At 70.4% G+C, this 23464-nt stretch carries 19 protein-coding genes; 12 read left to right on the forward strand and 7 right to left on the reverse strand.

What is annotated here, in order from left to right; all coding sequences use genetic code 11:
* Positions 1 to 17: 17 nt before the first annotated feature.
* A complete protein-coding gene (locus tag EDF53_RS04635) occupies positions 18 to 1622 on the reverse strand; it encodes a hypothetical protein (RefSeq protein ID WP_123292478.1) in 1605 nt (534 codons plus the stop codon).
* Between the two features lie 97 nt (positions 1623 to 1719).
* On the opposite strand from EDF53_RS04635, the gene EDF53_RS04640 reads away from it, so the two are divergent.
* The 4 genes from EDF53_RS04640 to EDF53_RS04655 are packed head-to-tail and all read left to right on the forward strand — an operon-like array spanning position 1720 to position 7315.
* Positions 1720 to 3435 carry a glycosyltransferase family 2 protein gene (locus tag EDF53_RS04640; RefSeq protein WP_123292479.1) on the forward strand — a complete coding sequence of 572 codons (1716 nt, stop codon included), beginning with the start codon at positions 1720 to 1722 and terminating at the stop codon, positions 3433 to 3435.
* Between the two features lie 24 nt (positions 3436 to 3459).
* Positions 3460 to 5547, forward strand: coding sequence for an acyltransferase family protein (locus EDF53_RS04645; RefSeq protein WP_123292480.1), 2088 nt, complete (start codon positions 3460 to 3462; stop codon positions 5545 to 5547).
* Positions 5548 to 5602: 55 nt separating this feature from the next.
* Positions 5603 to 6280, forward strand: a complete 678-nt coding sequence (locus EDF53_RS04650; RefSeq protein ID WP_185020946.1) for an SGNH/GDSL hydrolase family protein — start codon at positions 5603 to 5605, stop codon at positions 6278 to 6280.
* A 42-nt stretch (positions 6281 to 6322) separates the two neighbouring features.
* Entirely contained in the window at positions 6323 to 7315 is a 993-nt protein-coding gene (locus tag EDF53_RS04655; protein WP_123292482.1) for an acyltransferase family protein, read from the forward strand.
* A 52-nt stretch (positions 7316 to 7367) separates the two neighbouring features.
* On the opposite strand, the gene EDF53_RS04660 is transcribed toward EDF53_RS04655, so the two are convergent.
* The 5 genes from EDF53_RS04660 to EDF53_RS04675 all read right to left on the reverse strand — a co-directional run bounded on the left by EDF53_RS04660 (position 7368) and on the right by EDF53_RS04675 (position 14215).
* Positions 7368 to 8420: a glycosyltransferase gene (locus EDF53_RS04660; protein WP_123292483.1), complete on the reverse strand. Its 1053-nt coding sequence runs from the start codon at positions 8418 to 8420 to the stop codon at positions 7368 to 7370.
* 41 nt (positions 8421 to 8461) lie between these two features.
* The gene (locus tag EDF53_RS19235; RefSeq protein WP_165918845.1) at positions 8462 to 8617 is read right to left on the reverse strand and encodes a hypothetical protein; all 156 of its coding nucleotides are present in this window, start codon (positions 8615 to 8617) and stop codon (positions 8462 to 8464) included.
* A gap of 101 nt (positions 8618 to 8718) precedes the next feature.
* Positions 8719 to 11346, reverse strand: coding sequence for a glycosyltransferase (locus tag EDF53_RS04665; RefSeq protein ID WP_123292484.1), 2628 nt, complete (start codon positions 11344 to 11346; stop codon positions 8719 to 8721).
* Positions 11346 to 12806, reverse strand: coding sequence for a glycosyltransferase family 2 protein (locus tag EDF53_RS04670; RefSeq protein ID WP_123292485.1), 1461 nt, complete (start codon positions 12804 to 12806; stop codon positions 11346 to 11348). Before EDF53_RS04670 ends, EDF53_RS04665 begins: the two co-directional genes overlap by 1 nt.
* Complete coding sequence (locus EDF53_RS04675; RefSeq protein WP_123292486.1) at positions 12803 to 14215, reverse strand: hypothetical protein; 1413 nt, start codon at positions 14213 to 14215, stop codon at positions 12803 to 12805. Before EDF53_RS04675 ends, EDF53_RS04670 begins: the two co-directional genes overlap by 4 nt.
* A gap of 52 nt (positions 14216 to 14267) precedes the next feature.
* On the opposite strand from EDF53_RS04675, the gene hisD reads away from it, so the two are divergent.
* The 3 genes from hisD to EDF53_RS04690 are packed head-to-tail and all read left to right on the forward strand — an operon-like array spanning position 14268 to position 17141.
* Complete coding sequence (gene hisD / locus EDF53_RS04680) at positions 14268 to 15575, forward strand: histidinol dehydrogenase (protein ID WP_123292487.1); 1308 nt, start codon at positions 14268 to 14270, stop codon at positions 15573 to 15575.
* 13 nt (positions 15576 to 15588) lie between these two features.
* On the forward strand, positions 15589 to 16068 hold the full coding sequence (gene nrdR, locus EDF53_RS04685) for a transcriptional regulator NrdR (RefSeq protein WP_123292488.1): 480 nt from the start codon (positions 15589 to 15591) through the stop codon (positions 16066 to 16068).
* Positions 16065 to 17141 carry a quinone-dependent dihydroorotate dehydrogenase gene (locus EDF53_RS04690; RefSeq protein WP_123292489.1) on the forward strand — a complete coding sequence of 359 codons (1077 nt, stop codon included), beginning with the start codon at positions 16065 to 16067 and terminating at the stop codon, positions 17139 to 17141. The genes nrdR and EDF53_RS04690 overlap by 4 nt, the downstream gene beginning before the upstream one ends.
* 380 nt (positions 17142 to 17521) lie before the next feature.
* Here EDF53_RS04690 and EDF53_RS04695 read toward each other — a convergent pair whose 3' ends face one another.
* Positions 17522 to 18097: a DUF3043 domain-containing protein gene (locus tag EDF53_RS04695; RefSeq protein WP_235035956.1), complete on the reverse strand. Its 576-nt coding sequence runs from the start codon at positions 18095 to 18097 to the stop codon at positions 17522 to 17524.
* Positions 18098 to 18150: 53 nt separating this feature from the next.
* On the opposite strand from EDF53_RS04695, the gene EDF53_RS04700 reads away from it, so the two are divergent.
* The 5 genes from EDF53_RS04700 to EDF53_RS04720 all read left to right on the forward strand — a co-directional run bounded on the left by EDF53_RS04700 (position 18151) and on the right by EDF53_RS04720 (position 23348).
* Positions 18151 to 19578, forward strand: a complete 1428-nt coding sequence (locus EDF53_RS04700) for a dipeptidase (RefSeq protein WP_123292490.1) — start codon at positions 18151 to 18153, stop codon at positions 19576 to 19578.
* A 58-nt stretch (positions 19579 to 19636) separates the two neighbouring features.
* Positions 19637 to 20008, forward strand: coding sequence for an iron-sulfur cluster assembly accessory protein (locus EDF53_RS04705; RefSeq protein ID WP_111085771.1), 372 nt, complete (start codon positions 19637 to 19639; stop codon positions 20006 to 20008).
* Positions 20009 to 20276: 268 nt separating this feature from the next.
* Positions 20277 to 21179 (forward strand): cytochrome c oxidase subunit II, encoded by a 903-nt coding sequence (coxB, locus tag EDF53_RS04710; protein WP_111085770.1) that lies wholly within the window; start codon positions 20277 to 20279, stop codon positions 21177 to 21179.
* Positions 21180 to 21190: 11 nt separating this feature from the next.
* Positions 21191 to 22927 (forward strand): cytochrome c oxidase subunit I, encoded by a 1737-nt coding sequence (ctaD, locus tag EDF53_RS04715; RefSeq protein WP_173168381.1) that lies wholly within the window; start codon positions 21191 to 21193, stop codon positions 22925 to 22927.
* A gap of 4 nt (positions 22928 to 22931) precedes the next feature.
* Complete coding sequence (locus EDF53_RS04720) at positions 22932 to 23348, forward strand: cytochrome c oxidase subunit 4 (RefSeq protein WP_111085768.1); 417 nt, start codon at positions 22932 to 22934, stop codon at positions 23346 to 23348.
* The last annotated feature ends 116 nt before the right edge of the window (positions 23349 to 23464 follow it).

The following is a 23464-nucleotide window of genomic DNA, read 5'->3' on the forward strand; positions in this document are numbered from 1 at the left end:
AGGTCGTGTTCCATCGATCAGCGCGTTGCCGGCACGCGGACCTTCGCCTCGATCATGTTGTGGTCGGAGGGGATCACAGACGTCCCGGGGTTCCAGTTGTTGACGAACTCGTCACTGCCCTGCAGCCCCTGGGTCAGGATGTAGTCGATCCGCTGACCGTCCTTGTTCGGGTCATCGGCTTGCTTCGACGGCGCCTGGTAGTTGTTGTACGTCGTCTTGGCAGTTCCGTAGCGGTGCTGTGATGCCGAGGCGTCGTAGAAGCCCCCTCGGATCAACGTGGGCTGCGCGCCGTCGATCGCGTCTTCCGGGTACCGGCTGTCGTTGAGGTCGCCGCCGAGCAGGACGGGAAGCCGCTTGCCCGCGGCGTTCGGGGTGTTGACCCGGTTGAGCGCCGTCAGGAGTTGCGTGGAGTTCTGACCGAGGAGCGTCTTCCGCGGCGTGCTGTACGCGCTCGACGGGATGCCGTAGTGCGCGGCGACGACGTAGAAGGTGGTCCCGCTGCCGTCCTTGGCCTGCAACTCCGCCCAGGGGGTGTTCGTGTCCGGCGCCGCCGAGGCAGGGGAGACCTCGTAGTCCTTGATGCCGGCGAGGACACCGTGGTCGAGGACCGTGTACTTCGCCGGGTCGTAGTAGATCCGGTTGCCCTGGTGGGACTTGCTGACGGTCATCGGGGCGGTGTCGACCAGCTGCAGGTTCGGGAGGCGTCGATCGAGATCCAGGTAGGCCTGCTCGGACCCGGCACCGTTCGAGAGACCACTGGCCTCGAGGACGGTGAGCACGTCGGGGGCCTTGTCGTTGATCACCTTGGCGATCGCTGGCGCACGCTTGGCCCAACCGGGAGTGCCGCTCGTCTCGCAGCCGGAGCACAGGACGTTGTAGCTGGCGAGGTGCACGGGCGTGCCGGAAGCGTTCGGCTTCGTGGGCGTGGGCCAGGCGCTCACCTGCGCAGACTTCCGGACGAAGGTCGAGTTGAAGTAGGTGTTGCGCGCCATCGCGCGGACGTAGATCGGGTTCCCGTACGCGACCGAGGTCAGGTCGCTGTCGGATCCCGGCAGGGTCCACGTGCGGGTGGCAGGGTCGAACGCCGACGACCACGGCGTGAAGTGCGGCGTCCACCGGTCAGGGGTCCGGTTCTCGTTGGGACCCGCTGACCATCGCACTTGGTAGTCGCTCGCGTTGGCGACCTCGGGGATCGACACCGTGACGCCGTTCGTCGCGGGCTTCGCCGTGATCGTGCCGAAGTTCGCCACGGCGTTCGGTTGGAGCTTCGTCGTGACCGTCTTCGCCCAGGCGCCGGCCGTCGTGCCGGTCTTCGCCGCGACCGTCACGTAGTACGTCTTGTCGGGCTGGAGCTTCGTCATCCATGCTCCGACGGTGGTCGAGTCCTTGTAGACCGGGCTGCCGAGATCCGACCGCGTCGACCACTTGAGGACGTAGGCGGTCGCCTTCGGGACCGCCTTCCAGGTCATCTTGACGCTCTTACCGGCCCAGTCCTGTGTGGCCTTGGCCACTCCGGTGACCTGCGCGGGCTTCGCCGCAGCCTGAGCCGGTGCCACCACGAGCACCGACGACACCGCGATCGCGCCGACGACGGCGAAACGAGTGATCCAACGAGAAGACATCCCGACCCCCTGACCTGATCTCCGCTCGACGGTAGACTGTCTCGGCTCCGGGCGGTATCCACCGAACGGGGGACCGCAGACGAGGAGTGTCGAGAACGTGCCAGGTCCGCTCCTCTCGGTCGTCATCCCGGTGCACGACGCGGCGCCGTGGATCGGCGAACTCCTCGACAGCGTGCTCGACCAGGACGTCGAGGCGATGGAGGTGCTGGTCGTGGACGATCGTTCGTCCGACGGGTCGGCCGCGATCATCGACACCTTCCGTGCTCGTGACGCGCGCGTCCAGCGCCTCCGATCGGACGCCCCCGGCGGTGCGGCCGCGCGGAACACCGGAGCGGCAGCAGCCCGGGGGGAGTACCTCGTGTTCGCCGATGCGGACGACCTCGTCCCGCCGGGCGCGTACCGAGCGATGGTCGGGTCGCTCGAGGCGTCCGGGTCAGATCTGGTGATCGGCGACCACCTCAAGTTCTCGCCGACACGCACCTGGAGTCCCACCGCCCGCTGGCACGCATTCGACCACGCGGTGCAGGGGACGACCCTCGCCGAGACCCCAGCGCTCCTGACCGGTAGAGCGTGCTGGAACCGGCTCTTCCGACGGTCGTTCTGGGAGCGGGCTGCGCTGGGGTTCCCGAACGTCGGCCACGCCGATGACATCGAGCCGATGACACGGTCGGTCGTGGAGGCGCGTGCGATCGACGTCATCACGACGTGCGTGTACCTCTACCGCGAGCGCGCCGGGGGAGCTGGCGGATCGATGTCGAACCAGGTGGATGAGGCCGCCCTGCTCGACTACCTGCGTGAGGAGACGGCGTGCGCGACACTCGTGCGTGCGGCATCCCCGGCGGTCGTCCGACAGCAGTCACTGCTGGTCCTCGACGCGGACGGCTGGGTGCACCTCGACCGGTACTTCGCATCGGTCCCGTCCGGCTCGCCGATGCCGGGCGGTGTCGAGCAGTCCCTCGACCGCCTGCTCGACGAGTTGGACGCAGCGGTCCTCGACGACGTCGCCGCCGAGCGCCGGTGCTTCTTCGCCCTGCTCTGGGCCGGGCAGCCTGATGCCGCGTCCGACTTCGCCGCTGCGATGCGTGCTCGGGAGTCAGAGCCCGAACGGTTCCTCCGGGAATGGGTGTCGGCCACTGCGGTCCTGCTCGACTCCGTGGCACCCGCTGGCCTCGACCAGCCGGCGCTGGTCGATGACGGTCTCCTGACCGCCCTGCTGCACGCGGCGGACCGGATCGATGCCCCGGGCCTCGCACCGCTCGTCGCCGCTGCTGAGCGTGTCGTCCGGCGCGCTCCGACGGGCCCCGGCGGATCCGAACTCCTCGGGGCGACCCGTCGAGCTGTGCTGTCTGCTGATCCCGAGGCTGTCCGCCTCATCTCGCTGTTGCGGCACCACGCTCCGGTGGTCGTCGACCAGGTCACGCCCAGCGTCGACGCGCTCCGTGTCGAGGGGCCGGCGCCGTCACCGTCCCTCTCATCGTCCATGCGGCTGGTGCTGCGTTCGGGCGATCAGGTCCGCACGGTCGACCTCGATGGGGCAGGTCCCCGATGGCTGGGGCGGATCCCCGCCGACGGGGGTCCCGACGCAGCGGGGCGTTGGACGGTCACCGCCGGGTTCCGGCTGTCCACCATCGACGTCGAAGTCCCGGTCGTGACCGCGCGGATGCCGTTGCCTCCGCTCGACGCGCGCCACGTGCTGCAACCACTGAGCAATCGGCGCGACGGCTGGCGTTTCCTGGTCGATCACCGGGCGCCCCGATCGGTGCTCAGCCGGGTCCGGTCGGCCGCGGAGCGACTGCGCCGTTCACGGACCTGAGCGCCGCTCCGGTAGCATCGCCGGGTGCGTCGTGCGAAGGACGGGTCCGATGGGCCCCAGCGAGGATTCCGAGCCGACATCCAGGGGATCCGAGCGGTCGCCATCGCCCTGGTGATCCTGTACCACCTCTGGCCGAACCGGATCACCGGCGGGTACGTGGGCGTCGACGTCTTCTTCGTCATCTCCGGCTTCCTGATCACCGGGCACATCCTGAAGGCTGCCGAGCGCGAACGGCCGGTCCCGATGCTCATCGGGTTCTACGCACGCCGGATCCGACGGCTGGCGCCCGCCGCAGTCGTCGTGCTGGTCGCGGTCCTGGTGTTCACGGTGCTCCTGCTGCCGGCCTCGACATGGTCGGCGACGGGCTCGAACGTGCTCGCCGCGTCGTTGTTCTCCGAGAACTGGTTTCTCGCCGCCCAGTCGATCAGCTACCTCGACGCCGATGCCGTCCCCTCCGCGGTGCAGCACTTCTGGTCGCTCTCGGTCGAGGAGCAGTTCTACATCGTCTGGCCGCTCGTCCTGCTGGCCGCGATCGCCCTCCTCGCACGTCGTCGTGCAACCTGGATCGTCGTCGTGATCGGCGCGGTCGGCATCGTGAGCTTCTGCTGGGGGCTCCTGCACACCGCGACCAACCCGGATGCGGCGTTCTTCGACACCACCGCTCGGGCCTGGCAGTTCGCGGTCGGGGCACTCGTCGCGTTCGTGCCCCTGCCCGGCGCGCGCACACGGCTCTGGGCGCCGTGGGTGGGGCTGGCCGCCATCGCGGCCGCCGCACTGCTCTACTCCGAGGCCACGCCGTTCCCCGGCATCGCTGCGGTGCTGCCGACGGTCGGCGCTGCGGTCGTGATCGCCGGACGCGCACCCGCAGCGGAACCGTGGTCGTTCGGGTTCCTCGCTTCGTTCGGACCGGTGCGCTGGCTCGGCGACGTCTCGTACTCCGCGTACCTCTGGCACTGGCCCCTCATCATCCTCGTTCCGCAGTGGCTCGGCGTGGACCTCGGCCTGCGGTTGAAGCTCGCCATCCTGTGCGCCACGGTCGTCCTGGCGTGGGCTTCCCACCGGTACGTCGAGAACCCGGTCCGTCGGAGTGCGGTCCTCACGAAGCGACGTCGACGCAGCTTCGTCGCCGGCGGTGCGACCCTCCTCGTGTTGGTCGCCGGGTGCTTCGGCACGGTGGGGGTGGCGAACGCCCAGATGGACGCTGCGGACGACCGACTCCTCGCGCAGGTCACCGGAGGGCAGACGTGCCTCGGCGCAGGTGCGATCGGCGACCGGTCGTGCGCTGACCCGTGGGGCGACATCGACGTGGCCGACGTTCCAGCGCCACTGTCGGACAAGCCGCTCGTCTGGAAGGACGACTGCATCGACGACGTCACGGAGAACACCGAGAAGTACTGCACCTACGGTGACCCCGACGCATCCGAGACCCTCTTGCTCTGGGGAGACTCGCACGCTGGCGCCTGGTCGAGTGCCTTCGACATCGCGGGGAAACTCGACCACGTGAAGGTGATCGTCGCGGCGCGGAACCGGTGCCCGTCGAGCATGGAAGCCCCGACCGGCACGACCTACGGGGACGTGATCCCGGCCGATCAACGCGGGTGGTGCGCGGCGCGGAACGACTGGGTGATGAAGACCCTGGTCCCACGTGCCGATCGCGTCGTGCTCGCTGACCTCTGGGCGAACTACCGTTTCGCGGGGACGGACTCGGCCCAAGCGGACGGCTACTCCGAGCTCATCGACGGCGTTCGGGATGCTGGGCTGCCGGTGACGATGCTGCAGCACGTGCCGCTCACCGGACAGACCCTCGAGGACAAGGTGATCGGCCCGTCGTGCCTTGCATCGGGTCGGTCGTGCACGAACGACGTCGCACACGCTCTGCCGCCGTCGACCTCGCTGCCACAGCGTCTGCTCGTGGACGAAGGCTACGGGGACGTCGTGCGCTGGGTCCCGGTCGAGTCGCAGTTCTGTCACGACGGTCGCTGTTACTCGGCGATCGGCGGCGTCTCCGTCTACTTCGACGGGTCCCACCTGTCCAACACCTACAGCGCTTCGCTCGGTCCGTGGCTCGCGACCGCTCTGGACCGCACCCAGCCGCTCAGCGTCGTCGGCTGATCTGGGGGTACCCGCACGTGCCGTCGGGGACCGCTGGTGCGAGAGAATGTCGTTCGTGCGTCGCTCTCGATACCTGATGGCTGCCGTTGCGCTTGCAGTCGCCGTCGCGGTCCCCGTGGTGACCGTCGAACCGAACGCTCTCCGAGCAGCCGAGGTCGCGCCCGAGCACGACCTGCGTGTCGCCGTGGTCGGGGACTCCCTGAGCGCGGGACGATCGGGTTTCCTCGGCAACGGCCTGGACGACGAGAGCTGGATGACGTACGCACAGGGCGACGGCATCGAGTACGCCGGTGGATGGGCACGGGCCGGCGCGACCCCGGACGCCATGGCAGCAGCCGTCAGACCGGTCGGCGACGTCGACGTGCTGGTGATCCTGGCGGGCACGAACGCCGTCCGCCTCGGGAAGTCGCTCGACGAGGAGCGCTCGGCGTACGAGCGGATCGTCGAGACGGTCGGCGCCCGCAAGGTCATCGTGGCGGACCTGCCGCCGTACAGGTGGCGGCCGGGAGCAGCGGCCACCTACCGGACGGCGCTGCAGCAGTTCGTCGCCGACGAAGGGTGGACGTGGGCGGATCCGTGGACGTTCGCCCGGTCCGGGTCCTCGTGGGCGGCCGGAGTGAGCACCGACGGCACACACCCGGCGGGCGCCGCCGAGTACCGGCAGCTCGGCGAGGCGTTCCGGAGCATCATCCTCGCCGTGGGGACGTCCGCCGCACAGGACGACCGCCGCTGACGCTGCGGCCGGCCCGGTCTCTGTCGATCGGTACGATGAAGCATGCTCTCGACGCCGGCCGTCCCGGAACACCTCGCGACGCGCCGGAGCCGATCGGACCGTTCGGTCGCGGTCGACCTCGTCCGGGTGGTGGGCGTCGTCGCGATCGTCGCCGGGCACACCTGGGACCAGCGGCACTTCGCCCAGGCGGGTCTCTACACGTGGCACGTCCCGGTCTTCTTCGTCCTGACCGGGTACCTCTGGAAGTCCGGTCGTTCAGCCTCCGACGAACTCGGACGGCGTGCGCGCACCCTCTTGGTCCCGTACCTCAGCTGGCTCGTCCTCGTGACCCTGATCTGGTTCGCGTTCCGTGCTGCGCTGGGCGATCCGTTGGACACCAGGACACTCACCCTGCTGCCCCTCGGCGGCGACTGGATCTCGCGGCCGTACTCGGCGTTCTGGTTCGTCACCTGTCTCTTCGTCGCCGCAGTGCTGATGCGGTGGCTCGAACGCGTCCACCCGGTCCTGCCCTGGTTCGTTGCAGGCGTCGGCATCGCCTGGTGCATCGGTGACCGCTTCGCCATCGCGCACATCCCGGAGTCGGCGGGCATGGCGATGCCCGCGCTCGCGTTCATGCTCGTCGGGATGCTCCTCCGTCGTTTCCGTGCCACGATCGACCGCCCGATCGTCACGGGGCTGGTCCTGCTCGTCCCGTCGTGGTGGCTCGGTTGGTCGGGAGCCCTCGACACGCTCAACATGAAGGCCGGCAACCTCGGGACGCCGGTGCTCAGCGTGCTGATGGCGGCGGCGATCTCGTGTGGCATGCTCCTGGTCGCTGAGGGGACGGAACGCTGGATCCCGCGCTGGGGCCGGACCGTGGTCTTCGCCGTCGCCGCCTGCGCGATCCCGATGATCCTGACGCACACGCTGTCACTGGCGATCACGGAGCGTCTCGGCCTGCCGTCGTCGAAGTGGACGTTCCTCATCGCGTACTTCGTGCCGCTCCTCGTCGCGCTCGTCCTGCGGGCGACCCCGGCGAAGCGCTTCCTGTTCTGAGCCGACTGCCCCGCGGCAGTCGGCCCCTGGGTCCCGACGTGGGGCCGCGCCACTACCCCTGAACGGCGTCGAGCAACGCCGTGTACCGCCGCGACGATGCGAACGGCGCCAGCCGCCGGCTGAACTCCGCGGCCTCGGCAGCACCCGCGGCAGGCGCCGCCAGCGTCACGCGCAAGGACTCCACGGCATCGCCGGCGTCGAACCACCTGACCCACGCCTCGTCGCCGAACTCGGCACGCAGGTGCGGCTCGTCCGGCAGGACCGACGGCACGCCGAACGACGCGGCGAGGTGCAGGACCCCGGAGTTGAGCACCCGCCGGTAGGGGAACACCGCAGTGTCTGCCGCTCGGAACCACCGCTGGACGTCGATGTCCTCGACCTGATCGTGCTCGCGCACTGCACGCACGTCGTCGCCGAGCAGCCGGTCGATGTAGTCACGGTCGTCGGACGTGGTCCGGCCGGCCAGCAGGAGCACTGGCCGCTCGGACGGCTTCGTCCGACGCACGGCTTCGACCAGGACGTCGATGCCCTTGTACGGGCGCATCTGGCCGAAGGCGAGGACGGCGTGGTCGCGGTCCGTGAGTCCGAGCGACGCGCGCGCTTCCTCGCGCGACACCGAGTCCGGGTAGACGCCCTGGTAGCTCGGGTGCGGGAGGTGCACGACCTTTTCCGGGTCGAGCTCGTAGTACGAGGACACGGCCGTGGGTGTGTCCCGGTTCATCACGTGGACGACGTCTGCGGCGCCGGCCAGGTAGCGGTTCAGGTCGAGTTCGAGCTCGAGGTGCCGTGCATCGTGGGGGAGGACGTTGTGGATGGTCCAGACGAGACGTGCTCCGCGCGTGCGCGCCGCGTCGACGGCGGCGCGGAAGCGATCGAGCCGCGCCTGCGCTTCGTCGAGGTCGTCGTCGTGTCGCTGCACGATCGGGGACGTCCAGTGCATGTGGAAGACGTCGCCGGTACCGAGCCGGCCGAGGTGCTGCTCGAGCTGCTCCAGACGCAGGCTCTCGAGGACGTTCCAGCCGCGTGCCCGTGGGGCCAGCAGCATGAGGTTGAGGTACGGGTTGTCGCGGTAGGCAGGGAACACCGCGAGGAGGCGATCGGGCACCGACCGATCCTACGGGGACTCGGCCGGAGAGCGGGGTGGCGTCAGTCGAGCGTGGCGACGATGAACTCGGCCTCGTGCAGGACCGAGCAGAACGCCTGGCCCTCGTGGTCGAGCGCATCGCGCTTCAGGATGACTGCACCGCACACCGAGCACTTGGTCGTGAAGGTCGACCGCACGACGTCTGAGATGAGCGACATGGGACCATGCTGCGCGCCGAAGGTGAACAACGGGGAGCGATCGCCTCGGAAGCCGGTGAACGACCCCGAAGAATCCGCCTGGGACGCGACGAAGCCTCGGGTCAGAGCGTCCGGCTGACCTGATCGGCACCGGCACCGGCCGGCACCACCTCGGCGAAGTCCCCGTCCGCCACGATCTGCCCCGCCGTGAGCCACACGACGTTCCGCGCGCCCGGCTGCGGCACGAACGACGAGACGTCCGACCCCGTGCCGCCGCTGACCAGCACCGTGACGTCGTCGAGTCCGCTCGACCCCCGGTACCAGGACGTCGGCAGGTCGATCTGCACGGAGTGACCGGCAGCCTCGAGCGAGGTCACCAGCGCGGTGACGTCCGCCACCCGAGTCCCGTCGTGCTTCACCGCGACCCGAAGACCGGCAGCTGCGGAACCGCCGGAACCGCCTGCGAGGTCCCGGACGACGATCGGCCGCGACGACCGCACCATCACGGCGTGCCCCTTCGGCAGCCCCGGCTCGACACCGAGCCACCGCAGGCCGGCCGCCTCGTAGTGTGCTCCGGCGTCCGCCGCCGGGTACCGCCCGCGCCAGCGCTCGTCGAACACCCGCCGGTTGTCCACCCGGGCGTCGTCGCGACCGGGGGTCCGGCTCTCGTGGTGCACGACGACCGAGGACGGCACGACGGCGAAGGCCGAGCCGTCCGGTGACGCGGCGAGGGCCCGCAGGCACAGGTCGACGTCCTCGAGCCCGTTCGCGAACACCGGGTCGAACCCGTGCCAGCGGATCAGGTCGGCGGCCCGGAACGCAGCGGCAGCAGCAGTGATCGCCGAGAAGCGGCGACCACCGGCAGCACCCAGCCGGGCGGCGTCGGTCCCGGCACCCGCCAACGCCCGCGAAGCGTCGTACCGCGGGTGGTCGCCGAGGAAGTGCCAGGGCAGCACCTTGTCGCCGCCGAACACCGTGCCCGCTGCCTGCACGACCCCGTCCGGGTAGACGAGCAGCGGTTGCGCGCCGAGCACGGACGGGTCCTCCAGCGCGGACACCAGCGGCTGCAGCCACCCGGTCGTGACCTCGGTGTCGTTGTTGAGCATGACGACGGTGCCGCCGGTGGACCGGGCCAGGCCGAGGTCGCTGCCCAGCCCGAAGTTCCGGTTCCGGTCCTCGCGCTGCAGCAGGACCCGCGGCTCGTCGCCGAACCAGGCGCCGAGCACGGCCGAGACCGAGCGCGGTGAGCCGTTGTCGACCAGGACCACCTCGACCCGGTCGCCCTCGTGTTCGGCGGCGTGCAGCACGGCGTCCACGGCACGCCGGGTCATCGTCCAGTCGCGGAACACCGGCACGACGACGGAGACGAGTCCGGCGTCGCGCGCCGGTGCTGCCTCGGCCAGGGCGTCCCAGTCGATGCGGTGGCGGGCGAGCGCGACCTCCTGCCACGACGCGGGCTGGGCGGAGGAGACCCGCCGCGGGTCGCGGACGTTGTCGTAGTCGACGCCGATCACGGGCACGTACGCGGGCACGCCGGAGCGCTTCCCGATGCGCAGCAGCCACTCCCAGTCGATCCAGCGGCGCAGGGTCTCGTCGAACGGCCCGACGGCAGCGGCGACGTCACGACGGACGACGAGCGCGTTCAGGTCGATGAAGTTGCCGGCGAGCAGGTCGTCGAGCGTGCCGTCCTCGCCGCGGTACGTCTCGGCGGGGGCGGTGGAGTCGTCGGCGTTGTTCGCGCCGATCATCCGGACGCCGGTGTGCACGCCGGGGCCGTCCGTCTCGAGCAGCCCGGCGAGTGCGGCGGACAGGTGCTCGGGTCGCCAGGTGTTGTCGGCGTCGAGGAACGCGACGAAGTCGCCGCGCACCGCCGCGAGTCCGGTGTTGCGCGCGGCTCCCGCCCCGCCGTTCTCCCGCTCGACCAGGCGGACGCGCGGCTCGTCGGCGGCGATCCGACGCACGACCTCGGCGGTCTCGTCGCCGGACCCGTCGTCGACGACGAGGAGCTCCCAGTTCGCGTGCCGCTGCGCGCGCACCGAGGCGATCGCCGCACCGACCACGTCGGCGCGTCGGTACACGGGCATCACGATCGACACGAGCGGTTGCTCCGCGTCGCGTCGCGCGACACCGCGCGGGTACCGGCTGAGCGCCTCGGTGACGTCGGGCCCGTCCCACGTGGCTCGGTAGCGGCGCCGGGTCCGGTGCTGCGCGTCGGCGAAGGCGCGAGCAGCGGAGACGGCTGCGTCGCGTGCGGCGCCCCAGGTCGGTGCGTGGCCACGGCGGCCGGGAGGCACGGGGAGCGTGGTCGCGTCGGTCGCGTTCCGCAGGAAGTCGCGGAGCGCATCGAGCGTGGACGCCGGGCGGTCGGCTTCCGGCACCGAGGCGGCGTACACGCCAGCGTCGAAGAGGGGTCCGGTCTGGAAGAGCTCCGGGCCCTCCTGGTGCAGGGCGTCGTACCAGGACATCGCCGGGACGGGCTGGTGCTCGCGCATCCACTCGTGCTCGATGAGCGGGTGCAGCGAGAGTCCTCGCTGCCCGTCGTTGTGCACGTAGAACGCGATGGCGTCGGCGTCGCTGTCGAACGTGCGTCCGGTCTGGGCCTCGAAGTACGCGCGGTCGAGCACACCGAACTCGGCGATCCGCCGGGCCCAGCGGTCGAGCCGGTCCGTGACGGTCAACGGCTTCTCGGGGCCACGGAACGGGCGCGCCAGGCGCCGCGCGACGCGGCCGAGGCCCTTCGCCTCGGCCATCAGCGGCGACCCGGCAGCCGTGCGGCGACCTTGGCGATCGCCTGGCCGGTACGGAACGAGCGGCTCGCGCGCAGGTCGTCGAGCTCGCGGCGGAGCCGGGTGACCTCGTCGGAGGCGTTCCCCGCCGCGACCTCGGCGGCGGTGAGGTCGAGGGGGAGGAGCGCTGCCCATCGGCCCTCGAGGGCCTCGGAGCGCGAGGCGAGCGGCGCGGTCAGGCGACGGTCGAGATGCTCGCGCGCCGCGACGAGTCCGCCGCGGGTCGTGGCGACGACGTGCGGGTCCAGCAGCACGGCGACCTGGTCGGCTCCGGCTCGGTGCGCCGGGGACGACCACGGCAGGGCGGTCGGCGCGGACCGCACGACCACGAGCTCCAGCGACCGTCGGTTGGCGGCGACGACCTCGGCGGGTGTGGGGTCCACGAGGACCGTGACGGTGACGAGGTCGTCCGGGTTCGGGGCGTCGGAGGTGACCGTCCACCCTACGGGGACCGACGTGCCGGGGGCGAGCCGGGCCTCCAGGTCGAAGCCGTCCGCGAAGGCCGCGTCGATCTCGCGGACCAGACCACCGGCGTCCTCGACGTGCCGCAGGTCGACGGCGAGGCGGGGCGGGGGACCCGCGGGGACCAGGGCGTCGGCGAAGCGCTCCGTCGCCGTCGAGCCGTGCCGCTGGTAGGCGGCGACGGCGTCCGGCAGGAACGGGTAGCGGCGCTCGAGCTCGCGCTGGTGCGCAGCGCGGAGGGCGTTGCGGTTGCCCGAGAAGCTCTTGCCGCCGGCGTGCAGGACCAGCGCGCGGTTGGCGATCCGCGACGTCCAGCCGTGCTCGGCGAGGCGCAGGCAGTAGTCGTTCTCCTCGCCGTACCCGGGGGCGAAGGCGTCGTCGAACAACCCGTGCTCGGTGATCAGCTCGCGGCGGGTGAGGAAGCAGAAGCCCATCGCGACGGGCAGGACCTGCGAGACCGGCAGGAGCGGGGCGACCGCGCCCCAGACGGCCCGCGTGCGCTCCTCGGTGCGTGCGGCACCCCGGTTGGTCAGGCGGTAGGGGATGCTCGCGATCGTGGCGTTGTCGCTCCGTGCCGTGACGACGCCGGTGCGGTCCTCGTCGAGCACGTCGAGCATGGCGTCCAGGAACCCCGCGGTGGGCACGGCGTCGCTGTTGAGCAGCAGGACGGCCTCTCCCGTGGTGCCGGTGCCTTCGGTGCCGCGGTCGAGCTCGAGGACGGCACGGTTGCACGTGCCGACGAACCCGAGGTTGCCGTCGTTGCGCTCGTACCGGAACCCCGGCCGACCGTCGATCCGCTCGAGCAGGGCGCGTTCGATCGCGTCGGCGTCGGGACCGCAGTCGTTGACGAGCAGCACCCGGTGCACCGACGTGTCGAGGTGCTCGACGAGCCCGTCCACGCAGCGCAGCAGGGACTCGAGGTCGCCGTAGACGGGGACGACGACGAGGGTGGTGCGGGTCATCGGGCGGACTCCTCGTGGTCGTGCTGGTCGTCGTGGCTGTCGTGGCTGTCGTGGCTGTCGCGACTGTCGTGCTCGAGCGCGTTCGCAAGTGCGTCGACGGCCGCGTCGAGCGGACCGCCGAGCGCGTGCTCGGCGAGCGGGGCGAAGCCGGTGGGGCCCTCGGCCGCGGCGCGACGGACGGCGTCGGCGACGGCCAGGCCGAGCGACCGGGCGTCGGCGGGCACGGCCGTCAGGTTGGGGTGCAGGTGCGCACGAGTGCCGCGGAACTCGTTCGTGACCACGCGAGCGCCGGAGATCGCGCCGTCGAACGGCGGGTGGCTCGGGTGCGGACTGTGCTGCAGCGAGAGCACGACGTTGGTCGAGGCGATGAAGCGGAAGTAGTCGTCCCAGGGCATCGTGCCGTGGCTCACGAGCTTGACGTCGCCCCTGCCGCCGTCGAGCTCGACGTCGCCGTGCTGCTCGCCGGCCGAGTGGAACTCCACCCGGATCCCGTCGGCCGCGAGCTCCTGCACCGCGACGCGCAGGGCGGCGACACCGAGCCGGAACAGGTTGCGGTGCTTGCTCGGGCGGCCGTAGAACAGCACCCGGACGACGTCCTCGTGCCGTCGGGCCGTGGCGACGCGTTCGAGCAGCTCCACGTCCAGGTGCGGTGCGAAGGTCCGCTCCGCCGGCACGTCCAGGTCCTCGACGTCGGCCAGGTACTTCCGCAGGGGCTCCGAGTTGACGAGCACCCGGAAGCCGGCGCGGTAGGTCGAGGCGGCGACGGCGTACTCGGTCGACCACGGGCTGAAGCCGGGCTCGTAGTCCTGCACCAGGTACACCACCCGGTCGCGCGGGACGACCCCGGCGGTCACGGCGACGTCGATCGGGTGCGCGGTCTTCCAGTGCGTGGCGATCCAGACGTCGTCGCGGCCGAACTCGGTGTCCAGGACGTCCTCGCGTCGGACCACGCGGACCCCCGGGCGGCCGTCGACCCGCGACTCCGGGAACCGGTCCGCCACGAGCGCCTCGGCCGCGGCCGCACTGTTGCCGGGCGTGGTCCAGCGGACCATGACGACCCGGACCGACCGGCCCAGGCGTGCACCGAGCGCGATCGCGACGGCCAGCGCCGTCTGCACCCCGGCGAACGCCGCGCCCTCGCGGAGCTCGTCGACGACGAGCACCACCTCGGGCTCCCGGTCGACCGTCCGGATGCCCGCCAGGGCGAGGCTCGTCTCGACCAGCCCCTCGAACGGTCGGGCAGCCAGCGGTGCGCGGTCACGCTCGCGCCGGGCCACGCCGACGTCCACGCGGGACACCGTGCGCCCGAGCCGTTCGCGGACGTCGTTGCGGTAGTGGCCGTCCCGCGCGTACCGCTCGTTCACCCGGACGAGGTCGCTGACCAGGCGCCGTGCCTTCTCGAAGTTCATCGACCCTCACGTTACTGGGCGTGGGGGAGCACCTCGGTAGGCTTGTCCCCTGATGATGCAGCGAATCGACCTCCGTGGCGGCCTGCCCGCCCGTGCCGAACTCCTCCGACTCATGCCGCGCGCCGTGGGTGACGTCTCGCACGCGGTCGACGCCGCCCGCGAGCTGGTCGAGGACGTCCGACACCGCGGAGCGGACGCACTGCACGACCAGGCCGAACGCTTCGACGGCGGCGCCCCGGCGAACGTCCGGGTGCCGGTCGCCGAGATCGCAGCAGCCGTGGCCGGGCTGACCCCCGAACTACGGGAAGCGCTCGACGAAGCCATCCTCCGCGTCCGCGCCGCCAGCGCCGCACAGGTGCCGGCCGGCTCCGTCACCACGCTCGCCGACGGCGCCGAGGTGCACCAGCGCTGGCAGCCGATGCGCCGCGTCGGCCTCTACGTGCCCGGCGGCAAGGCCGTCTACCCGTCGAGCGTCGTCATGAACGTCGTGCCCGCACAGGTCGCCGGGGTCCGGTCGATCGCGCTCGTGTCCCCGCCGCAGCGCGACCACGGCGGTGCGGTCCACCCGACGATCCTGGCCGCGGCCGGACTGCTCGGCATCGACGAGGTCTACGCGATGGGCGGTGCCGGCGCGATCGGCGCGCTGGCCTACGGCGTCCCCGCGATCGACCTGGAGCCCGTCGACCTGGTCACCGGTCCTGGCAACAACTACGTGGCCGCCGCGAAGCGCCTGGTGCGCGGTGTCGTCGGCATCGACGCCGAGGCCGGCGCGACCGAGATCCTCGTGATCGCCGACGAGACCGCCGACCCCGGGTTCGTCGCCGCCGACCTCATCAGCCAGGCCGAGCACGACGAGCAGGCCGGCAGTGTGCTGGTGACGACGTCGGCGACGTTCGCCGATGCGGTCGAAGCCGCCATCCCGGAACGCACGGCGGTGCTCGGGACGGCTGCGCGCCTCCAGACCGCCCTGGACGGACCGCAGTCCGCGATCGTGCTGGTGGACTCGCTCGCCGACGCCGCGACCGTGAGCAACGCGTACGGGCCGGAGCACCTCGAGATCCAGACGGCCGACGACGACGCGGTGCTCGCCGACATCGACGCCGCCGGAGCGGTGTTCGTCGGGCCGAGCACGCCCGTCAGCCTGGGGGACTACCTGGCCGGGTCGAACCACGTGCTGCCCACCGGCGGCCAGGCGCGCTTCGGTTCCGGGCTGTCCGCGTCGACGTTCCTGCGGCCGCAGCAGGTCATCCGGTACTCGGCGTCGGCGCTCGACGAGGTCGCCGCGCACATCGTCGCGCTGTCGACCGAGGAGCAGCTCCCCGCGCACGGCGCCGCCGTGACGGAGCGCACGAACCGATAGCCTGGGCCACGACATGTTCTGCCCTTTCTGCCGCCACCCGGACTCGCGCGTCGTCGACTCACGGACGAGCGACGACGGAACCTCCATCCGCCGCCGTCGACAGTGCCCGAACTGCGGACGACGCTTCTCGACCACCGAGACTGCGTCGCTCAACGTCGTCAAGCGCAACGGCGTCACAGAACCGTTCAGCCGCGACAAGATCGTCTCCGGCGTGCGCAAGGCCTGCCAGGGGCGCCCGGTCACCGACGGCGACCTGGCCGTGCTCGCGCAGCGCGTCGAGGAGACCGTGCGGTCGTCCGGCTCGAGCCAGATCGACGCGAACGACATCGGCCTCGCGATCCTCGCGCCGCTCCGTGAGCTGGACGAGGTCGCGTACCTGCGGTTCGCCAGCGTCTACCAGGCCTTCGACTCGCTCGAGGACTTCGAGGACGCCATCAGCCAGCTCCGCCGTGACCACCACGCTGCCGGCTCGCCGGCGGGTGCCGGCGCGTGAGCGGGGTCGCGGAAGGCCTGGTCCGGTCCGGGTACGCCGTCGTCTTCCGGTCGGTCTTCGCCAAGATGGACCCTGAGCGGGCCCACCACCTGGCGTTCGCCGTCATCAAGGCGCTGCCCCACGTGCCGTTCGTCGGCGGTCTGGTCGAGCGGTACTCCCGCCCAGCAGCTGCTGACGGCATCACGACGATGGGCATCCACTTCCCGTCGCGCTTCGGCCTCGCCGCCGGGTTCGACAAGGACGCCCGCGGCATCGGTGGCCTCGGTCTGCTCGGCTTCGGTCACGTCGAGGTCGGCACGATCACGGCGAAGCCCCAGCCCGGCAACGAGCGTCCGCGCCTGTTCCGTCTCATCGAGGACCGCGCCCTCATCAACCGGATGGGCTTCAACAACCACGGCGCCGGTGCTGCTGCCCGCCGGCTCGAGCGCGCCCGACGCAACCCGGGTCGCCCGGTCATCGGCGTGAACATCGGCAAGAGCCGGGTCGTCGCCGTCGAGGACGCCATCGACGACTACCTGGAGTCGACACGACGCCTCGCGCCGTTCGCGGACTACCTGGCGGTCAACGTCAGCTCACCGAACACGCCCGGCCTGCGCGGCCTGCAGGAACTCGACCAGCTCCGACCGCTGCTGTCCGCCGTCCGCGACGCCGCCGGTGACACTCCCGTGCTGGTGAAGATCGCGCCGGACCTGACCGACGAGCAGGTCGACGCCATCGCCGGCCTCGCGGTGTCGCTCGGGCTGTCGGGCATCATCGCCAACAACACGACGATCTCCCGTGAGGGGCTCACCGCGGACCCGGCCGACGTCGAGGCGATGGGTGCCGGGGGACTCTCCGGCGCTCCCGTGGCCGCGCGCTCCCTCGAGGTGCTGCGTCGGGTCCGTGCCGCGGTGCCCGCCGAGTTCTGCGTCATCGCCGTCGGCGGGGTGACGACCGAGCAGGACGTGCAGGACCGCATCGACGCCGGGGCCACCCTGGTGCAGGGCTACACGGCGTTCCTCTACGAGGGGCCGAGCTGGGCCACGCGCATCAACCGCTTGCGTCGCAAGCGGCTGCGCCGCGCCGCGCGCTGAGCGCGGGCGCGGGCGGGCGCGCGTCCCGCCCGGCGCCCTCCAGGTTCCGAAATCTCGGCATCTCGCGGCCCTCGGCGGCCGTCTGTGGAACCTCGGCGGCGTGCATGCGGCGAGTCGTGGAACCTCGCCGGCCACCCCTGGGACGGGAGGCCCGGTGCGGTCCCGCCACGGGCCTCCCGTCCGCCGGTGCGTGGCCACGCCCGGCCGCGGCCGCTGAGTGTCCGAGATTTCGGAACCTCGGCGCGCGGGCGGGCCGTTTGTGGAACTTCGGCGACGCGCACGCGGCGAGTCGTGGAACCTCGCCGCGCAGCGCGCGCACGCCGGAACGACGAAGCGCCGCCCGGCGAGGCCGGACGGCGCTTCGGACAGCGACCCTGGGGTCAGAGGGCGGGGTACTGCCCGCGCTTGACCTGGGGCTTCGGCAGGCGCAGGAACCGCAGCTGCCACGCCCGCGTCAGGATGTAGAGGAACGTGCCGCGCTGCATCTCGCCGAACTTGGTGGTGAGCTTGCGACGCATCGACAGCCAGAGGACCACGCAGTCGATCACGAACAGGGCCACGAACGCCCACACGAGCAGGAGCGAGTACGAGGCGATCGCGGTCTGCGAGGCGGCGAACCCGACGATCAGGAACAGCACGAGCACCGGCATCATGATCTCGCCGACGTTCCAGCGCGCGTCGATCCAGTTGCGGACGAAGCGACGCTGCTCACCGCGGTCCTTCGCCGGCAGGTAGCGCTCCTCGCCGTTGGCCATGCCGACGCGGGCACGCTCGCGGTCGGAGTTGAGACGCGCGCGGGCGGCCTTCTTGTCGACCGGCGTGTTGCCGACGAGGGGGCGGCGGTTCGCTGCCTCGCGCTCACGGCGGGACGGCGTCGGGCGGCCCTTGCCCTGCTCGAGGAGTTCTTCCTCGGTGGGGTTCACGGTCGTGTTGGTCTTGGGGGCTGCCTTCGCCACGGTGCGTTCCTAACGGCGTTGTGCGTGCGGGATCGTCCTCTAGATTACCGGGCATGACCGACACCGCACAGCCCAGCTCCGCGACCGATCCCGCTCTCCTCGACGCCCTGCGCGAACAGGTGCAGGGTGCACTGCCCACGACGATCGCCGATCTGTCCGCGCTGGTGCGGATCCCGTCGGTGTCGTGGTCGGCGTTCGACGAGGCGCACGTGCTCGCGAGCGCGCGTGCCGTGGCGGACCTGGCGCTGAGCACCGGGGTCTTCGCCGAGGACCAGGTCGAGATCATCCGTTCGGCGATCAGCGACGACGAGCCGCTCGAGCTCGGCCAGCCCGCGGTGCTCGCCGTCCGCCCGGCCCGGAACGGCAAGCCGACCGTCATGCTCTACGCCCACCACGACGTGCAGCCGCAGGGCGACGACGCCCTGTGGGAGACCCCGCCGTTCGAGCCGACCCTCTGCGGTGACCGGCTGTACGGTCGCGGCGCCTCGGACGACAAGGCCGGTGTGATGACCCACATCGCGTCGCTCCGGGCGATCCACGCGCAGTTCGGCGACGACCTCGACCTCGGTGTCGTCCTGTTCGTCGAGGGCGAGGAGGAGTTCGGCTCCCGGTCCTTCCGCACCTTCCTGCGTGAGCAGAAGGAGCACCTGGCCGCCGACGTCATCGTGGTGGCCGACAGCGACAACTGGTCGGTCGACGTGCCGTCGATCACCGTGTCACTCCGCGGCAACGTCACCTTCAAGCTCACCCTGACGACCCTCGAGCACGCCAGCCACAGCGGGATGTTCGGGGGAGCGGCGCCGGACGCCATGATCCCGATGGTCAAGCTGCTCGCGTCCCTGCACGACGACGCCGGTTCGGTCGCCGTCGACGGGCTCACCTCGTACGAGGCCGATGTCCCGGCGCGGACCGACGACGAGCTCGCCGTGGACGCGGCCCTGGTCGAGGGCGTCCGACCGATCGGCACCGGCGAGGTCCTGTCGCGCATGTGGTTCCAGCCGTCGATCACCGTGACCGGCATGGACGTGCCGAGCGTCGCGAACGCCTCCAACACGCTGCTGCCGACCGTCTCCGCCCGCGTGTCGGTGCGGGTCGCACCCGGCCAGCCCGCCACGGAGGCGTACGCGGCCGTCGAGCGGCACCTGCGGGCACACGTGCCCTTCGGTGCCCGCATGGAGATCTCCGAGCCGGACAGCGGCGACGGCTTCCTCGTCGACACGGCCGGCTGGGCCGTCCAGGAGGCCCGCACGGCCATGCGCGAGGGCTGGGGTGCCGAGGCGGTCGAACAGGGCATCGGCGGCTCGATCCCGTTCGTCTCGGACCTCGCCGCGGAGTTCCCGGAGGCCCAGATCCTGGTCACCGGGGTGGAGGACCCGGACACCCGCGCCCACAGCCCGAACGAGTCGCAGCACCTCGGCGTCCTGCATCGGGCCATCGCGTCCGAGGCGATCCTGCTCGCCAGGCTCGCGACGCGCAGCTGACGGTGCTTACAATCGACGCCAGGCGCGGTGAACCGCACCGCCCGGAGGGAGACGCGCGATGAGCGACACCATCACCACCGACGCACCGGTGACCGAGGCGGCCTCGCATGGCGTCCTCCTGAGCGACGCCGCGGCCGGCAAGGTGGCGAGTCTCCTCGAGCAGGAGGGCCGCGACGACCTGCGCCTGCGCCTCGCCGTCCAGCCCGGGGGCTGCTCGGGTCTGATCTACCAGCTGTACTTCGACGAGCGCCTGCTCGACGGTGACGTCACCGCCGAGTTCGACGGGGTCGAGGTCGTCGTCGACAAGATGAGCGTCCCGTACCTCGACGGCGCGACGATCGACTTCGAGGACACCATCCAGAAGCAGGGCTTCACGATCGACAACCCGAACGCGCAGGGCAGCTGCGCGTGCGGTGACAGCTTCCACTGATCACCAGCCGATCCGACACGCGAGCGGGGAGCGACCGACACGGTCGCTCCCCGCTCGCGTTCGTCGGGGGATGCGGTCGCAGTGTGACCGGGGAAAACGGCCGGTCAGGAGTGCGGATCGCGGCGATGAGCGTGTCGGGTGTGCGCGAGCGGTACCGAGCTGCGAGTAAGCTAGGAGTGTTCCAATCAAGCTGGGAGCCAGCCACGTGTCGCCTTCGTGCGACTCGGCGGGTTCGGCTCCGGGCTCACGTCTTTTGCGAGAGGTAACAGTGCGTTCGAATCGCCGTATACGTTGGGCGGCCGTCCCGGTGGCCGTCGGTCTGGTCATCGCACTGGCTGGCTGCACGCAGCAGCAGATGAACGGATGGCTCCCCGGCACGGAGGAGACGAAGGACGTCACCAACCACACGAGCCGCATCGTCGGCCTGTGGACCACCAGCTGGGTGGTGCTCCTCGCCGTCGGTCTCATCGTCTGGGGTCTGATCATCTGGGCCGCCATCGTGTACCGCCGCCGGAAGGGCCAGACCGGCCTGCCCGTGCAGATGCGCTACAACATGCCGCTCGAGATCTTCTACACGATCGTGCCGCTCATCCTGGTGCTCGGCTTCTTCGCCTTCACCGCGAAGGACCAGGCCGCGATCGAGAAGCCGTTCGACGACCCCGACGCCACCGTGCACGTGTACGGCAAGCGCTGGGCGTGGGACTTCAACTACATCAACAAGGACAACCCCGAGGACAGCGTCTACTACCAGGGCATCCAGGCCCAGGAAGAAGAGAACGCCAAGGGCGCCATCGACGAGTCGCAGCTGCCGACCCTCTACCTGCCGCAGGGCAAGAAGGTCGCGATCGAGCTCTCCTCGCGCGACGTCGACCACTCCTTCTGGATCATCGACTTCCTGTACAAGAAGGACATGCTCCCCGGCAAGACGAACTGGGAGTACTTCATCCCGGAGAAGCTCGGGACGTACCAGGGCAAGTGCGCGGAGCTCTGCGGTGAGTACCACTCGCTGATGCTCTTCCAGGTGAAGGTCGTCACGCCGGCGCAGTACCAGGACTACCTCGACACCCTGAAGGACCAGGGCAAGGTCGGGCTCCTCGGTGACGAGTACAACACCAACACGAACGAACCGAACAACAAGGCGCCGGTCGAGGCGTCCAGCGAGAACAAGTAGGGGCTCGTCAGATGACAACGTCTTTCGTCGGCCAACCGACCCAGACTGCTTCGCCGGACTTCCAGGCGTCGAAGGTGGGCCGGAAGGGCAACATCATCGTCCGGTGGATCACCTCCACCGACCACAAGACCATCGGGTACATGTACCTGATCGCGTCCTTCGTCTTCTTCCTGCTCGCGGGTGTGATGGCCCTGGTCATCCGTGCCCAGCTGTTCGAGCCCGGCCTGCACGTGGTCGCGACGAAGGAGCAGTACAACCAGCTCTTCACGATGCACGGCACGATCATGCTGCTGATGTTCGCGACGCCGCTCTTCTCGGGTTTCGCGAACGCGATCATGCCGCTCCAGATCGGTGCTCCCGACGTCGCCTTCCCGCGACTCAACGGCTTCGCGTTCTGGCTCTACCTGTTCGGCTCGCTCATCGCGGTCGGCGGCTTCCTCACCCCGCAGGGTGCGGCCTCGTTCGGCTGGTTCGCCTACGCGCCACTGAGTGACACGACGTTCACACCAGGGCTCGGCGGCACACTCTGGGTCTTCGGACTCGGCATGACCGGCTTCTCGACGATCCTCGGCGCGGTGAACTTCATCACCACCATCATCACGATGCGTGCCCCGGGTCTGACGATGTTCCGCATGTCGATCTTCACGTGGAACACCCTCGTGACGGCGCTGCTCGTCCTGATGGCCTTCCCGGTGCTCGCCACCGCGCTGTTCGGCCTCGGGCTCGACCGGGTGTTCGACGCGCAGATCTTCAACCCGGCCAACGGCGGTGCGCTGCTCTGGCAGCACCTGTTCTGGTTCTTCGGGCACCCCGAGGTGTACATCATCGCGCTGCCGTTCTTCGGCATCGTGTCCGAGGTCTTCCCGGTCTTCAGCCGCAAGCCGATCTTCGGGTACAAGACCCTCGTCTACGCGACCATCGCGATCGCGGCCCTGTCGGTCACGGTCTGGGCGCACCACATGTACGTCACGGGTGGCGTCCTGCTGCCCTGGTTCTCGCTCATGACGATGCTCATCGCGGTCCCGACCGGCGTGAAGATCTTCAACTGGGTCGGCACCATGTGGCGCGGCTCGGTGACGTTCGAGACCCCGCTGCTCTGGGCCGTCGGCTTCCTCATCACGTTCACGTTCGGTGGCCTCACCGGTGTGATCCTGGCGTCGCCGCCGCTCGACTTCCACGTGTCCGACTCGTACTTCGTCGTGGCGCACTTCCACTACGTGGTCTTCGGCACCGTCGTCTTCGCGATGTTCTCCGGCTTCTACTTCTGGTGGCCGAAGTGGACGGGCAAGATGCTCAACGAGCGTCTCGGCAAGATCCACTTCTGGCTCCTGTTCATCGGGTTCCACACCACGTTCCTCATCCAGCACTGGCTGGGCGTCATCGGCATGCCGCGTCGTTACGCGACCTACCTGCCGAACGACGGCTTCACCTGGATGAACCAGCTGTCGACGATCGGCTCGATGATCCTCGCGATCTCGTTCCTGCCGTTCATCTTCAACGTCTACGTGACGGCCCGGAACGCACCGAAGGTCGCCGTGAACGACCCGTGGGGCTACGGCCGCTCGCTCGAGTGGGCCACCAGCTGCCCGCCGCCCCGCCACAACTTCACGTCGATCCCGCGGATCCGTTCCGAGTCCCCGGCCTTCGACCTGAACCACCCCGAGGCAGGTGTGCCGATCGGTGTCGGCCCCGCGAAGGACGCCCCGGATGCCCCGACCTACGACGCCGCGAAGGGCGAGGTGAAGTAAGCCGATGCGCGCGAACACCAACCTGTTCTGGATCCTCTTCGGGTTCTTCATCCTCGCGGACGCCGCGTACACGATCTGGGCGCTGCTCTACTACGGCCACCCGGAGTGGGTCGGCACCGTGGCGATCGGCCTGACCGGCATCATGTCCGCGTTCATCGCCTTCTACCTCGGCAAGGTCATGGCGTCCCAGGGCGGCGTGCTGCCCGAGGACCGCCCCGATGCCAACATCGAGGACGGCGACGCCGAGCTCGGGCACTTCAGCCCGTGGTCGTGGTGGCCCATCCTGCTGGCAGCAGCGGTCGCCGTCTGCTTCCTCGGTGTCGCAGCCGGGCTGTGGATCGTCCCGATCGGACTCGCCCTGGTGGCGGTCACCCTGGTCGGCTGGGTCTACGAGTACTACCGCGGCAACTTCGGGCACTGACCTGACGCTGCAACGCACCTGACACTTCGGGCGGCACCACATCCGGTGCCGCCCGAAGTGCGTCCAGGCGCTGCACGACCACAGCACACGACCCTGCGCTGCCGACGCAGCGCACG

This window comes from Curtobacterium sp. PhB78, from assembly GCF_003751685.1.
GTDB lineage: Bacteria > Actinomycetota > Actinomycetes > Actinomycetales > Microbacteriaceae > Curtobacterium.